The sequence below is a fragment of the Bordetella sp. 2513F2 genome (assembly GCF_054642735.1).
Window position 1 is genome coordinate 3685165 of the sequence record NZ_CM137755.1, and the last position, 15145, is coordinate 3700309.

Annotated in this window: 11 protein-coding genes; 2 read left to right on the top strand and 9 right to left on the bottom strand. The window is 69.9% G+C overall.

The genetic code is table 11. The annotated features are described in order from the left end of the window. Positions 1-161 precede the first annotated feature (161 nt). Entirely contained in the window at positions 162-1547 is a 1386-nt protein-coding gene (locus tag ACYBYQ_RS17455) for a phosphomannomutase/phosphoglucomutase (RefSeq protein WP_459615711.1), read from the top strand. Positions 1548-1557: 10 nt separating this feature from the next. Beyond that, the gene (gene pgi / locus ACYBYQ_RS17460; RefSeq protein ID WP_459615712.1) at positions 1558-3129 is read left to right on the top strand and encodes a glucose-6-phosphate isomerase; all 1572 of its coding nucleotides are present in this window, start codon (positions 1558-1560) and stop codon (positions 3127-3129) included. Positions 3130-3173: 44 nt separating this feature from the next. Here the strand turns inward: pgi and ACYBYQ_RS17465 are convergent, their stop codons facing one another. The 9 genes from ACYBYQ_RS17465 to ACYBYQ_RS17505 all read right to left on the bottom strand — a co-directional run bounded on the left by ACYBYQ_RS17465 (position 3174) and on the right by ACYBYQ_RS17505 (position 14652). Then, positions 3174-4337 (bottom strand): glycosyltransferase family 4 protein, encoded by a 1164-nt coding sequence (locus tag ACYBYQ_RS17465; protein WP_459615713.1) that lies wholly within the window; start codon positions 4335-4337, stop codon positions 3174-3176. Further along, on the bottom strand, positions 4334-5494 hold the full coding sequence (locus ACYBYQ_RS17470) for a glycosyltransferase family 4 protein (RefSeq protein WP_459615714.1): 1161 nt from the start codon (positions 5492-5494) through the stop codon (positions 4334-4336). The genes ACYBYQ_RS17465 and ACYBYQ_RS17470 overlap by 4 nt, the downstream gene beginning before the upstream one ends. After that, a complete protein-coding gene (locus tag ACYBYQ_RS17475; RefSeq protein ID WP_459615715.1) occupies positions 5491-6612 on the bottom strand; it encodes a glycosyltransferase family 4 protein in 1122 nt (373 codons plus the stop codon). Before ACYBYQ_RS17475 ends, ACYBYQ_RS17470 begins: the two co-directional genes overlap by 4 nt. Next, the gene (gene asnB, locus ACYBYQ_RS17480) at positions 6609-8558 is read right to left on the bottom strand and encodes an asparagine synthase (glutamine-hydrolyzing) (RefSeq protein ID WP_459615716.1); all 1950 of its coding nucleotides are present in this window, start codon (positions 8556-8558) and stop codon (positions 6609-6611) included. Before asnB ends, ACYBYQ_RS17475 begins: the two co-directional genes overlap by 4 nt. A 40-nt stretch (positions 8559-8598) precedes the next feature. Continuing rightward, a complete protein-coding gene (locus tag ACYBYQ_RS17485) occupies positions 8599-9744 on the bottom strand; it encodes a glycosyltransferase family 4 protein (protein ID WP_459615717.1) in 1146 nt (381 codons plus the stop codon). Further along, positions 9741-11096, bottom strand: coding sequence for a murein biosynthesis integral membrane protein MurJ (gene murJ, locus ACYBYQ_RS17490; RefSeq protein WP_459615718.1), 1356 nt, complete (start codon positions 11094-11096; stop codon positions 9741-9743). Before murJ ends, ACYBYQ_RS17485 begins: the two co-directional genes overlap by 4 nt. A gap of 1 nt (position 11097) precedes the next feature. Continuing rightward, positions 11098-12126: an SDR family oxidoreductase gene (locus tag ACYBYQ_RS17495; RefSeq protein WP_459615719.1), complete on the bottom strand. Its 1029-nt coding sequence runs from the start codon at positions 12124-12126 to the stop codon at positions 11098-11100. A gap of 18 nt (positions 12127-12144) precedes the next feature. Continuing rightward, the gene (gene tviB / locus ACYBYQ_RS17500) at positions 12145-13419 is read right to left on the bottom strand and encodes a Vi polysaccharide biosynthesis UDP-N-acetylglucosamine C-6 dehydrogenase TviB (RefSeq protein ID WP_459615720.1); all 1275 of its coding nucleotides are present in this window, start codon (positions 13417-13419) and stop codon (positions 12145-12147) included. A 129-nt stretch (positions 13420-13548) separates the two neighbouring features. Next, positions 13549-14652 carry an MraY family glycosyltransferase gene (locus ACYBYQ_RS17505; RefSeq protein WP_459615721.1) on the bottom strand — a complete coding sequence of 368 codons (1104 nt, stop codon included), beginning with the start codon at positions 14650-14652 and terminating at the stop codon, positions 13549-13551. Positions 14653-15145: the final 493 nt, after the last annotated feature.

Sequence of the window (15145 nt, forward strand, 5' to 3'; positions counted from 1 at the left end):
GCGCGCCAGGCGCACCAGGAACGGGCCAACTTTACGTCACGTTTTACGCGTCGCGCGTCACGCGTACGACCGCCGAATCGAGGATAATCCGACGCATGCGCGGTCCGCCCGCTATACGAAGACCGCCCCACGACTGCCTACTTTTCGACAAGGACCATTCCGTGAGCAATCCGTCGAGTTTTCCCGCTTCCGTATTCAAGGCCTACGACATCCGGGGTACCGTGCCCGACCTCATCGATGCGGTCTTCGCCCGCCACCTGGGCCTTGCGCTGGCTGCGCGTGCGCGGCGTGCCGGCGTGGGCACCGTGGTGGTCGGCCGCGACGGCCGGCTCAGCAGCGCCTCGCTGTCCGAAGGGCTGATCGACGGGCTGCTGGCCGGGGGCGTCGACGCGCTCGACATCGGCCAGGTGCCGACGCCGCTGGTCTACTACGCCGCCTACACACAGGGCACGGGCACGGGCGTGGCCATCACGGGCAGCCACAACCCGCCCAAGTACAACGGCTTCAAGATGATGCTGGCCGGCCGCGCGCTGTACGGCGACGAAGTGCAGCAGCTGCGTCCGGAAATGGAGCAGGCCGCCGAGGCCGCGCAGCGCGGCACGTGCCGCCAGGTCGACCTGGTGCCCGAGTACATCGCGCGCATCGTGGGCGACGTGAAGCTGGCCCGCCCGATGAAGATCGCCATCGATTGCGGCAACGGCGTGGCCGGCGCGATAGCGCCGCAGCTGTTCCGCGCGCTGGGCTGCGAGGTCGACGAGCTCTATTGCGAGGTCGACGGCAACTTTCCCAACCACCATCCCGATCCGGCCGATCCGCACAACCTGGAAGACCTCGTCGCCCACCTGGCACGCACCGACTGCGAGCTGGGCCTGGCCTTCGACGGCGACGGCGACCGCCTCGGCGTGGTCACCAAGTCCGGCCAGATCATCTGGCCCGACCGCCAGCTGATCCTGCTGGCGCGCGACGTGCTGCAGCGCTGCCCCGGCGAAACCATCATCTACGACGTGAAGTGCAGCCGCCACGTGGGCCTGGCCGTCGAGGCTGCGGGCGGCAAGCCGCTCATGTGGCAGACCGGCCATTCCCTGGTCAAGGCGAAGCTGGCCGAGACCGGCGCTCCGCTGGCCGGCGAGATGAGCGGCCACATCTTCTTCAAGGAGCGCTGGTACGGCTTCGACGACGGCCTCTACACCGGCGCGCGCCTGCTCGAGGTCGTCTCGCGCGAGACCGATCCTTCGGCCGCGCTCGAGGCCCTGCCTCAGGCCCTCTCCACGCCAGAACTCAAGCTCGAGATGGAGGAAGGCCAGCCGCACGCCCTGATCCGCGAGCTGCAGGCCAGCGGCAATTTCGAAGGCGCCACCCGCGTGGTCACCATCGACGGCGTGCGCGCGGAATATCCCGACGGTTTCGGCCTGGCGCGCCCGTCCAACACCACGCCCGTGGTGGTATTGCGCTTCGAAGCCGACGACGAAGCCGCGTTGGCCCGCATCCAGGCGGATTTCCGCCGCGAACTGCTCAAGCTGGCGCCTGAAGCCAAACTGCCCTTCTGACCGCCGCCCGATGCCCACGCCTCTCGCCGCCAGCCCCGCATGGCTGGCCTTTTCCACCGCGGCACGCGAGGCGCCGCGGCGCGGCCAGCCGCTGCGCCTCATCGAGGCGGCCGGCCTGGAGATCGACCTGACGACGCAGCCGCAGTCGCCTGCGCTCCAGGCGGCGGGCGCGGCCCTGCTCGCGCAGCAAGGCTTCGACGCGGCCCGTGCCGGGCTGTTCGCAGGCGCGCACGTCAACTGGACCGAAGACCGGCCCGCCTGGCACACTGCGCTGCGCGCCGGCGAACCGCCGGCCGCGGTGGCCGACGCCATACGGCAGGAGCGCGAGCGTCTGCGCCGATTCGTGCAGGCAGCCGACGCCCGTGGCGCATACAAGTCCGTGCTGCACCTGGGCATAGGCGGCAGCGACTGGGGCCCGAGGCTCACGCTGCGCGCGCTGCGCCACGGCGGCCTGCGCCGCGACGTGCGCTTCGCCTCCAACGTCGATACGCACGAGATCGCCGACGCGATGGCCGGCCTGGATCCGCGCGAAACCCTGGTGATCGTGGCGTCGAAGTCCTTCACCACCACCGAACCCCTGGCCAATGCCGCCGTGGCGCTGGACTGGCTGCGCGACGGCGGCGTGGCCGAGCCGATGCGGCAGGTCGTGGCGGTCACGGCCAACGTCGCGGCGGCGCGCGAGTTCGGCGTGCTGCCCGAGCACATCTTCCCCATATGGGACTGGGTGGGCGGTCGCTACTCGCTCTGGTCGGCCATCAGCCTGCCCACGGCGCTGGGGCTGGGCTGCGATGCGCTCGATGCGCTGCTTATCGGCGCCGAAGCCATGGACCGGCACTTCCTGCACGCGCCCGTCGCCGCCAATGCGCCGGTGCAGATGGCGCTGGCCGGCGTGGCCAATCGCAGCGTGCTGGGCTATGGCTCGCTGGCCATCACCCCGTACGATTCGCGGCTGCAGCACCTGGTGCCATGGGCGCAGCAACTCGAGATGGAATCCCTGGGCAAGACGGCCACTGCCGACGGCACGCCCGCGGGCGTGCCCACGGGCCCCGTGGTCTGGGGCATGACAGGCACCGACTGCCAGCACACGTTCTTCCAGTGGCTGCACCAGGACGCCGAAGGCGCCCCGGTGGACTTCATCGTCTGCCGCCATCCCGACCACGGCTATGCGGCCCATCACCGGATGCTGATGGCGAATTGTCTCGCGCAGCGCGCGGCGCTGCTCGCCGGCAAGTCCTATGACGAGGCGCTGCAGGAAACCCTGCGCACCGAGCCCGACGCCCGACGCGCCGCCATCCTGGCGCGTCACAAGGTCCATCCGGGCGGACGCCCCTCCACGCTCATCGTGTTGCCCCGCCTGACGGCACAGGCCCTCGGCGCCCTGCTGGCGCTCTACGAGCACAAGGTGTTCACGCAAGGCGTGGTGTGGGGCATCAATCCCTTCGACCAATGGGGCGTGGAATTCGGCAAGGTGCTGGCCAAGCGCATCGTGCATGAGCTGGGCGCGCCCGATGCCACGGGCGCGGTCGCGTCGCAGGACGCCTCGACCGGCCACTGGATCCGGCTGCTGGCGCAGGACGGCTGATCGGCCGGGCGCCCGGAGGCGCGTCGCCTGGCCGCAGGAAGACGCTATCCGCGGCCAGCCCCCAACGCCGCATACGCTTCCAGGTGCCGCCGGCATACGTCCTCGATCGAGAACTCCTGCTCGGCCAGCTTGCGGCCGGCCTGTCCCATCCGACGACGCAGCGCGTCATCCACCGCCAACCGTCCGATGGCGGCAGCCAGCGAGTGCGCATCGCGCGGCGGCACGAGCAGGCCGGTTTCCCCGGGCTCGATGGCATCGCGGCAGCCCGGCACGTCGGTGGTGACCACGGCCCGGCCGCAGGCCGCGGCCTCCACCAGCGACTTCGGCAGACCCTCGCGATATGAAGGCAGCACGGCGATGTGGGCCTGGGCATACAGGTCGGCCACGTCGCTGCGCTCTCCCAGCGCTTCGATGCAGCCCTCGCGCTGCCAGCCCGCCACGTCGTCCTGCGTGACGGACGCCGGGTTGCCGGGATCCACGCTGCCCGCAAGCCTCATGCGCAGGTCCAGGCCCTGGGCGCGCAGCAGCCGCGCCGCCTCGACGAACTCGGCCACGCCCTTGTCGCGCAGCAGCCGCGCCACCATGAGCGCCACCACCGGACGCGGCGGCTCGGGCCGGGCGGCATAGGCCTGCAGGTCCACGCCGGAGCCGCGCACCATCAGCACCTGGCTGTCGCGCACCGCGCCCAGGCGCCGCAGCACGTCGCGATCCGCCGTGTTCTGGAAGATCACGCGGCTGTTGGGATGGCCCAACGCGATGCGATAGAGCGGGCCCACGAGCGCGCGCACGATGCGCACCCTGAGGCTGTCGGACACGAACAGGAAACCCAGCCCCGAGATCGCCGCCACCATGCCCGGCACGCGCGCGAGCCGCGCGGCAATGCCGCCGTAAAGCACGGGCTTGATCGTGACCAGGTGCACCAGGTCCGGCCGGACCCGGCGAAACAGCCGGTAGATGGCATGCAGCGCCCGCAACTCCTGCAGGGGGTTCTTCCCGCTGCGGTTCAACGGCAGCACGTGGTGGATCAGGCCATGCCCCACGATCGTGGCCACGGCCGCGCCGTCCATAGTGGCCACGTGCACCTCATAGCCCGCGCGCCGGGCCGCCTGCGCCAGGGGCAGGCGGTGCGACAGGAAGAACGCGGGGTTGTTCACCACGAACAACAGGCGACGCCCGCCGCCGCCGGCTACGGCATCGGACGCGCTCATCGTGCCCTCTCCCTGGCGATGCGGCGCCAGATGGCGCCATAGGCTTCCACCATGCGCTGCAGGCTGAAATGCTCGAGCACGCGCTCGCGCCCGGCCCGGCCCACCGCCTCGCGCCCGTGCGCCGCGATCTCCGCCAGCCTACCGGCGATGGCATCGGCCAGCGCATCGGGCTGCTCGGGAGGCACCACCGGCCCCGTGGATCCGACGATGTGCGCGGCATCGCCCACGTCGGTGACCACGCAGGGCGTGCCGCAGGCCATGGCCTCGGCCACCACGTTGGGAAATCCTTCGGCGCAGCTCGACAGCACATGCAGGTCCAGCGCGTTCATCACGGCCGGCACGTCTTCGCTGGGCCCGGCCAGCAGCACGCGGCCGCGCAGCCCTTCGGCCTCGATCAGGGCGACCAGCTCGGCGTTGGAGGGCGACATGCCGCGTCCCACCAGCACGCACTGCAGTCGGCCGTCGCGTCCTCCGCGCACCAGCCGGCCCAGTGCCTGCAGCAGGTTGCGATGGTCTTTCAGCGGATCCCAGCGGGCCACGCAGCCCGCCAGCGGCACATCGTCGGCCACGCCCCAGGCCGCGCGCATGGCAGCCCGCGCCGCGGCATCGGGCGCGAACCGCGAGAAGTCGTAGCCATTGGGCACCACGACCATGCGGTCGGCGCGATAACCCTGGGCGCGATGGCGCTCCAGCGCATCCTGGGCAGCGCAGACGATCACGGCGGGGATCCGGCCCGAGAGCAACGCGCAGGCCTTCAGCACCAGCCGGGCAGACCGGCTGCTGCGCTGCAGGTGCGTGCCGGAATTGCGGATACCCCAGGCCACGGCCCGGATGCCGGCCAGGCGGGCGGCGATCCCGCCGACCAGGTCGGCGTGGTACATCCAGGTCTGTACCGCCATGGGCTGCTCGCGCCGGATCAGCGCGTGCAGGTCGCGCAGGCCGGCCAGCGTGACCCGCCCGCGCGGCATGCCCAGCGCATGGACCGCCACGCCGGCGGCGCGCAGGCGCGCGCCATATACGCCTTCGTCGGTCAGCGACACCACGACATGGCGCAGCGTCTGGGCGGAACAGGTGGCCAGGCGGTACAGGACCGACTCCGCGCCGCCCTGGCCCAGGCCGGTTATCACGTGCAGCACGATGCCGGAGCGGGCCGTCATAGGGTCCCCTTGGCGCGGCGCGCCATGGCGAAGAGTTCGTCCCAGCGCGCCAGCACCGCGGGCAGCGCGTAGCGGCTGCGCACCGACTGCGCGGCACGGCTGCCCAGCTGCGCGCGCAGCGCCGGCTCGTCCATCAGCCGGCCGATGGCGTCGCGCAGGCCGGCGCGATCGCCCAGCGGCACCAGCAGAGCGTCCTCGCCCTCGCGGGTTATTTCGCGCGGACCGCTGGGGCAGTCATAGCTCACGCAGGGCAGCCCCAGCGCCATGGCCTCCAGCAGCACATTGGGAAATCCCTCCACCGCCGAGCTCATGGCGAAAGCCTGGGCGCGGCCCAGCTCTTCCCATGGCGCCTCGGTGCGGCCGGGCATGTGCACGCGCTCTGCCAGGCCCGCGGCACGCACCTGGGTCTCCAGGCTTGCGCGCTGCGGTCCATCGCCCCAGATCCAGAGATCCCACTCGGGCTGGCGCGGCGCCAGTTCGGCAAAGGCGGCGATCAATTGATCGAACTGCTTTTCCGGCACCATCCGGCCCATGGCCACCAGGCGGCGCCGGCCGGTGCCGCCCGCCGTATCGGCCAGCGGCGCTGCAGCGAGTTCCGGAGGCAAGGGATTGGGCACGACCTCCAGCCGTCGCAACCCCGGAACCCGGCGCGCAAACGGCGCCACGGTGGCCTGCGCCTGGACCGTCACGACGTCGGCGTGCGGATAGCACAGGCGCCGCAGGCCCGACCACACGCGGCCCAGCTGCGCCACGGCCGGATTGGTGCGCTCGCACACGATCAGGGGCACGCCCAGGCCGCGGGTGGCCAGCACGGCTGCCACGTTGACATTGGTGAGGAAGGACACGACGACGTCCGGCGCACGCCGGCGGATCAGCGCGCGCAGCGCCGCCAGCCGGCGCGCTGCGGCCAGCGGCCCGCCGGCGCGCGTGCCGGCATGGTCGGCCAGCCAGCACAGCTCCACGGCATCGGATAGCGGATAGAAACACACGCCCTTGGACGAATAGGTCGGCACCAGCGTGGCCTCGTCTCCGCGCGCCGCCCAGGCATTGACCAGGGTGGCGGCCACGCGCTCCGCGCCGCCTGCATGCATGGAACTCACCAGCAGCATGATCCTCATCGTTGCAGGGTCTCCTTGAGGTGCCCGGTTGCCGTGGAGGCCGGGTCGGCCGTGCGGTAGCGGTCCAGCCAGGCCTGCATCATGAGCGCGCCCCACAGGTGGCTGCTCCAGTTGCGGTGGCCGCTCAGGTGCTCGCGCCATTTGCGCAGGATGGGCTCGGGCTCGAACCAGCCCTCCTGGCGCAGCCGTGCCGGATCCAGCAGGGATTCGGCCCAGTCGCGCAGCGGCCCGCGCAGCCAGGACGCCAGCGGGACGGCGAAGCCGCGCTTGGGCCGGTCCACCAGCGATTGCGGCACATGGCGGTACAGCAGCTGGCGCAGCAGCCACTTGCCGGTGCCGCCCCGCACCTTGTACTGCATGGGCAGCCGCCAGGCGAATTCGTAGACCCTGTGGTCCAGCAGCGGCACGCGGGTCTCGAGGCTGACCGCCATGGCCGCCCGATCCACTTTCACGAGTATGTCGTCCGGCAGATAGGTGATGGTGTCGAGCAGCATCATGGCCTCGAGCATGGGGCCGTCCATGGGGCGCTGGAACGGCGAAGGCGGTTCCGTCGCGCCCCTTACCACCTGCGCCGGGTCGGCCCAGTACGACACGAAACGGCGATAGAACTCGCCCTGGAGATCGGCGCCGAGCAGGTCGCCCATCTTGGACACCTTGCCGCGCCAGGCGCCGCGCCCGGGCAGATGCGCGGAGGCGCGCAGCATGGCGCCGGCCAGATGGCGCACCGGACGCGGCAGGCGCTGCGCCTGGGCGTGCCAGCCGCGCACGCGGAAATAGCGGGTATAGCCGCCGAAGAGCTCGTCGCCGCCATCGCCCGACAGCGCCACCGTGACGTGCCGGCGCGCCATGCGCGTGACCAGCGAGGTGGGGATCTGCGAGGAGTCGGCGAACGGTTCGTCGTACATGTCGGCCAGGCCGGGCACGACGGCGAGCGCGTCCTGCGGCGTGACGTACAGCTCGGTGTGGTCGGTGCCCAGGTGCCGCGCCACGGCCTTGGCGTGCTGCGCCTCGTCATACGCCTTCTCGTGGAAGCCGATCGAGAAGGTGCGCACCGGCTGCCCGCTCTGCGCCTGCATCAAGGCCACGATGGTCGAGGAGTCGATGCCGCCCGACAGGAAGGCGCCCAGCGGCACGTCGGACAGCATCTGGCCGGACACGGCGTCGCGCAGCACGCGCTCGAGCGCATCGACCGCGGCCGCATCGTCGCCGAACGCCAGGGGTTCTTCCCGGCCGCGCCGGGCCTGCTCCTCGGCAGACCAGTAGACGCGCGGCTCCGGCAGCTCGCGCCGCGCCGCCGCCTCGGCGCCCAGCTCCAGCCAGGTGCCGGGCGGCAGCTTGCGTATCCCCTGGTAGATGGACATCGGCGCCGGGACGTAGTTGTGGCGCATGTAGGCGGCCAGCGCGCCGCGATCCAGCTCGCGGCCGAAGCCCGGAATGGGCGTGAGGGCCTTCAGTTCGGAGGCAAACACGAAGTGGGCGCCGCTGTAGCCGTAGTACAGCGGTTTCTCGCCCATGCGATCCCGGGCAATGGCCAGGCGGCGCGCCTGGCGGTCCCAGAGCGCGATCGCATACATGCCCACGGCGGCCTTCAGCGTGGCTTCCATGCCCCAGGCCGCGAAGCAGGCCAGCAGCGTCTCGGTGTCGGAGTGCCCGCGCCAGTCGGGCGCCTGGCCGGCCCGCTCCAGTTCGCGGCGCAGGGCCTGGTGGTTGTAGATCTCGCCGTTGAGCACCAGCACATAGCGCCCGCAGGCCGAGATCATGGGCTGGTGCCCGGCCTCGCTGAGATCCTGGATGGCCAGGCGCACGTGCGCGAAGGCCAGGCCCGCGGGCTCGTCTTCCCAATAGCCATGGCTGTCGGGCCCGCGATGCCGGATGCGCCGGCAGCTTTCGGCCAGCACATCGCGCTTGCCCGCCAGGGGCCCCCAGATTCCCGCTATTCCGCACATGATCTCGAGATGTCCATTCCTGTCTTGACGAGGCCGCCGGCTAGCGACGCGCGGCCAGCACCTCGTCGAATAATTCCTGCCACATGGCGAGGATCCGCGCTGCCGAGAACCGCTCGCGCGCCTCCCGGGCGCGCGTCGCCATGGCGGCGCGCCGCCGGTCGTCGCGCATCATCGGCGCCAGCGCTTGGGCAAGCACCCCCGCGTCTCCCACCGGCCGCACCAGCACGCCATCCACGCCGTCGCGCACGATTTCGCGCGGCCCCGTGTCGCAATCGAAACTCACCGCGGCCAGGCCGCTGGCCAGGGCCTCGATCAGGGTATTCGACAACCCCTCGAACCGCGAACTCAGCACGTAGAGATCGGCGCTGCGGTACCAGTCGCCCACGTTGCCCACCCGGCCCGGCATCCGGACCCTCTCCGTGAGGCCGGCCTGGTCGATGCGGGCCTGCAGCGCCCCACGCTCCGGCCCTTCCCCCAGGATGATCAGGTCCCAATCGGCGAATTCATCGGCCAGCCGCGCATAGGCATCGACCAGCACGCCGAAGCCCTTGTCGGGATGCAGCCGCCCCACGGCCAGCAGGCGCCTGCGCTGCGGCGCCTGCGGCGGTTCGCGGCGCGGTTCGCCGTCCGGCAAAGGCCAGTGCACCGCGTTCGGGATCACCGCCAGGCGGGAGCCCGGCACGTGCTGCGCGATCCAGGCGGCGGTGCCCCCGGTCAGGGCCACGACGCGCGCGGCATGCGGGTAGGTCACCCGCCGCAGGCGCTGCCACAGCCCGGACAGTGCCTGCGAAGGCGGATGCGCATGCTCGGTGGCAATGACGCGGCAAGGCAGGCCGCGCGCCGCCAGCACGGCAAGCACGGAGGCGGTGGTCATCATGGCCAGCACCACGTCGGGCTGGAATTCCCGCAGCACCGCGCGCAGCGCACGCACGCGCCGCACGTTGCGCCACAGGCCGCCCAGGCCGCCGCCTTCGGCTGCCGTGCCGAGCACCCGGCGCGCCACGCGCGGATGCAGCGCGTAGGCGTCGCCTTCGGGGCCGGCCTGGGTCACCAGCATCACCTCGCCGCCGGCCTGCGCCCAACTGGCCGTGAGGTCGGCAGCCACGCGCTCGGCTCCGCCGCCATGCAGCGAGTGGATGAACACCAATATGCGCGGCGGACGCGCAGGCATGTCGTCGCGGTTCATGTCGTCTCCGGTGCGGGCCGCGCCGGCTGCAGCGCCACCACCGTATAGCAGATATAGGACAGCAGATACATCAGGCTGGTGGCGAGCATGATGCCCCCGGCCCCCATGCGCGGCGCCAGCAGCAGGGTCAAGGCCGCCTTGAGCGCGAAATTGGCCACCGCGATGGCAGCCATGATGCGGTAGCGGTTCTGGCTGGCGAGCAGTTGCACCAGCACCAGCACGCCGAAATAGAACGGCAGCTGCAGCAGCCCCCAGCGCAGCACCCCGGCCACCGCGGCCGTGTTCTCGGCAGTGAAGGCCCCGCGCTCGAACAACAGGGACACGCCCCACGGCGCCAGCAGCCAGCCCGCCACCACGGCCACGGCGCCCGCCGCGACCATCAGCACGGACCACTTCAGGGCCATGCCGCGCGCGCGCGCCGCATCGCCCCGCCCCTGTACGTCGGCCAGCACCGGCAGCGCCGCCCTGCCCACCGAGACCGCCCCGATGCCCAGCACCAGCGACAGCAGCCGCGCCGCATAGCCCAGCGTGGCATTGGCGTTGTCGCCCAGCCGGGCAGCGGCGTACTGGTCCAGCGGACCGACGAAGCTCATCGCCACCTGGCCCACCAGCATGACGCCGGCGGCCGCAGCCAGCTGCGGCCAATGGGGCGAACGCATGGCCAGCCGGGGGGCGCCCCAGAACCCGCCGTCGGCGCGCGCAGCCAGCCAGGCCAGCCAGACAGTCTGCACCAGGTAGCCCACCAGGGTGCCCCACAGCAGCGGGCCCACCTCGCCCGCCTGCCCCGCGGCCAGCATGACCCAGGCCAGCGTGGCCACTGCCGGCACGCTGTCCAGCAGGGTGTTCACGTGGCGCTCCTGCGCCCGCAGGCGCGCGGCGCTGATGCCGGCAACCAGCAGCAGCGCCGTCACGGGCACGAAGGCGTACAGCAGCTCCCGGGTCATGCCGGCGACGCGCGCGGACAGGCCGGTGCCCAGCCACTGCAGCACCCAGGGCCAGGCCAGCGCAGTCAGCGCCGCCAGGACCAGGCCGGCAAGCAGCGCCATGCCCTGCAGTTCGCGCAGGAACTGCTCGCGCTCGGCACGTGTGCCGCGGCGCAGGCGCACGAGCACGGGTATGAGCACGACCGACAGCGCCCCCACGATGGTGACGGGCAGCCAGTTGGCCATGGTCATGGTGAACTGGTAGGCGTCGACCGCGTCGCTGATGCCATAGCGGTACGCGACCGCCATCTCCTTGAGGGCCCCCGCCGCCTTGCCCAGGACGAGGAAGACGGCGACCCGGAAAGCGCCCTTGAAGATGCGCTGGTGATCCGGATGTACCGCGCCGAGTTTGCGGATGAGGGCTTTCAAGTCAACGCAGGAATTGCGCGTACCAGGGCATCGCCGTCTCCAGCCCGCGCACGATGTCGTAGGCGGGCTGGTAGCCCAGCAGCTTGCCGGCCTTGCCGATATCGGCCTGGGAGTGGCGCACGTCTCCCGCCCGGAAGTCGCCGTATACCGGCGCCTTGTCGTAGGCCACGCCCTGGTCTCCCAGGGTGCGCTTGAGGTAGTCGAACAACTGGTTGAGCGTGGTGCGGCCGCTGTAGGCCACGTTGTAGACCTGGTTCACGGCCTCGGGGCCCGCCATCGCAGCCAGCAGGTTGGCCTGCACGGCATTGTCGACGAAGCAGAAATCGCGGCTGGTCTCGCCGTCGCCGTTGATCACGACGTCTTCGCCGCGGATCATGGCCGCGGTCCATTTGGGGATCACCGCCGCATAGGCGCCGTCGGGGTCCTGGCGCTTGCCGAACACGTTGAAATAGCGCAGGCCCACGCTGCCGAAGCCGTACGAGCGCGCGAACACGTCGGCATAGAGCTCGTTGACATACTTCGTGACGGCGTAGGGGGACAGCGGCTTGCCGATGCGATCTTCCACCTTGGGCAGGCCGGGGTGGTCGCCATAGGTGGAGCTCGAGGCGGCGTAGACGAACGACTGCACGCCGGCGTCGCGCGCGGCGACCAGCATGTTCAGGAAGCCGCTGACGTTCACCTCGTTGGTGGTGATGGGATCCTTCAGCGACCGCGGCACCGAGCCCAGCGCGGCCTGGTGCAGCACGATCTGCACGCCCTCGGCGGCGCGCCGGCAGGCGTCCAGCTCGCGGATGTCGCCTTCGATGAAGCGGAAGCGCTGCCACTGCGCGGCCGTGACGGAACGCTGGACTTCGTCGAGGTTGTGCCGGAAGCCGGTGGCGAAGTTGTCCAGCCCGACGACGCGCTGGTCCAGCGCGAGCAGGGTTTCGAGCAGGTTGGAACCGATGAAGCCGGCGCAGCCCGTGACCAGCCACGTGCGCGGCTGCGCGCGCAATTCGGCCTGGATGCTTTCGTACCGGGTGCTACTCATGGACGCTTTCTCCTTGGTTCACAGGCGCAGGTCCGCCTCTTCCGGCGCCAGCACGTACTTGAGGTCGTACAGCACGTGCGAGGCCTTGCCCAGCCGCCGGATCGATTGCGCCCCCATCTCGACGAACTGGCGGTGCGAGACCGCCAGGATGATGGCGTCGTAGGCGCCTTCCTTCGGCTGCGCCACCGGCGTGATGCCGTACTCGTGCATGGCCTCCTCGGGATCGACCCAGGGGTCGTGCACGTCGACCGCCACGTTGTACTCGCCCAGCTCCCTCACGATGTCGATCACCCGCGTGTTGCGCAGGTCGGGGCAGTTTTCCTTGAAGGTCAGACCCATGATCAGCACCCGCGCGCCCTCGACGTGGATGCGCTTCTTGGCCATGGCCTTGACCAGCTGCGACACCACGTAGCTGCCCATGGCGTCGTTGAGCCGCCTGCCGGCCAGGATGATCTCCGGGTGGTAGCCGATGGACTGGGCCTTGTGCGTGAGGTAATACGGATCCACCCCGATGCAGTGCCCGCCGACCAGGCCTGGCCGGAACGGCAGGAAGTTCCATTTGGTGCCGGCGGCCTGCAGCACGGCTTCGGTGTCGATGCCCATCTTGTTGAAGATCAGCGCCAGCTCGTTGATCAGCGCGATGTTCACGTCGCGCTGCGTGTTCTCGATGACCTTGGCAGCCTCGGCCACCCGGATGCTGGGCGCCTTGTGCGTGCCGGCGGTGATGATCTCGCGATACAGTGCGTCCACCAGCTCGGCAATCTCGGGCGTGGAGCCCGACGTGACCTTCTTGATGGTGTTGACGCGGTGCGCCTTGTCGCCCGGATTGATGCGTTCGGGGCTGTAGCCGGCGTAGAAGTCCTCGTTGAACTTAAGCCCGGAGACGCGCTCGAGCACCGGCACGCAGTCTTCCTCGGTGGCGCCGGGATACACGGTGGACTCGTAGATCACGATGTCGCCGCGCTTGAGCACCGAACCTATGGTTTCGCTGGCCTTGATCAGCGGCGTCAGGTCGGGCTGCTTGTATTCGTCGATGGGCGTGGGCACGGTGACGATGTACACGTTGGCCTGGGCCAGGTCTGCCCGGTTCGCGGTGTAGACCAGCTGACGCGCCTGCGCCAGTTCCGCGTCTTCGACCTCCAGCGTGTGGTCGTGCCCGGCCTGCAATGCCTCGATGCGGCGGGTATTGATGTCGAACCCGATCACGGGACGCTTTTTGCCGAACTCGACGGCCAGCGGCAGGCCCACATAGCCCAGACCGACCACGGCAAGCTTCACATCCTGGATACGCAAGATAAATCTCCCTATCGCCGCAATACGGCTACGGCATTTCGATGTCATGGGGGAACTTGTAACACGCCAGCCCGCGGCACGCTCGCCGCCCGGTCTGCGGCGCCCCCGCAGGGCCGCGACCGCCCCGCCTTATGGCGTGCGCAATACCGAGGGCAGCAGCAGCCACCCCGGACGGCGCCAGGAAACCAGGCGCATGTAGAGCCAGGTATACACGGCGGCAAACACGACCAGGCTGGCGCAGAGGAACCAGGCGTTGTCCCACCAGATGGTGGCGGGAACGAGGCCGATCAGCGCCAGCACCCACATATAGGGCGAAGCCATGGCGTTGCACAATGCCGGGACCGCATGGCGGCGGCCGCGGCTGAACGTGACACGCACCAGACGGCGGAATACCAGCTGGTGCAGGTGCAACGCATCGGGCTGGTCTACCGGCACGCCCCGCTTGAAGCGCCGCCGCCAGATCGAGAACGCCGTCTCGAAGACAGGATAGAACAGCACCGCCAGCGCATAGAAGGGGGAAACGGAGGGATTGCGCACCACCAGCAGCACGGCCAGTTCCGCCAGCATGAAGCCGAGGAAATACGCGCCGCCGTCGCCCAGGAACACCCGGCCGAACGGGAAGTTCCAGACCAGGAACCCCAGCGTGGCGGAGGCCAGCGCCGCCGCGATCATGAAGATGGGCGCATCGCCCACCTGCAGGGCCACCAGGCTGATGGATACCGCCATCAGGGTGGCCACCATGCCGGCCAGGCCATTCATTCCGTCGACGATGTTGAGCGCGTGCGTGCAGCCGCCCACCGCGAACATGGTGAAGAGCAGCGACACGGGCCAGTAAGACAGCACCCAGTCCACCGGCGCGATGCCCACGCGGCTGACGCCGCCCAGCAGCCACCACGCGATGGCGGCCGACACGAAGGCCGCCAGCAGGCGCTTGCCGGCTCCGATGTCTTTGGTGATGTCTTCGAGCAGGCCGGCCACGAAAACCGGCAACGCAGCCACGAAAAGCGCCGGCCATAGCCAGGTGAGGGTCATGTTGCTGGGCCCGAGGACCAGCAGCCCCGCCAGCGAACCCGCCAGCACCGCCAGCCCGCCCACGCGCGGCGTGGCGCGCGAATGCGACGCCTGGGGCTTGTTGAGGTCGCTGTCGCCGGTGAAAGCGCCGTGCCAGCGCTCCGACGCCACGATGAGGCCTCCCACCATGAAAGCGACCACGCAGATATACAGCCAGGTCACTGAGCCACCTTCGTTGGTCATTCGAGACAGGCCCGCCATTATGGGCGGGTCGTGTAACGCCCGTATATGGCGGCCTTGATCAAGTGCAAGCCCCCGGAACGAAACGTAACACCCCGATTGTATCGCCGGCTGTACGGGCTTATCCCGGCACCCGACCGAATCAGGATAAAAAAAAGCCCGAGATCTTGCGATCTCGGGCTAAATCCACCAAAGGAGGAGGGTGGAGGAGACAACCGTGGCATGTCGGATCACGCTGGGCTTGAGCCTGGGATCTGCACAACCGGGGTTTTGCACCGCACCGACTGTGTTTCGACATCCGTTGAATGAATAGTAGAGCATCCATTGCTGCGATGCAAGATCTTTTTTTGCATCCCAACCCCGCCCCGCGCGTTTGTTGATGAAAAACAACAAACTTCGCAAAATCCCTGGCTGCCATGGCGGAAACTACGTAGAAACCCGGCGGCGTGCCGAGATTGGCATGGCCTCACCTGGG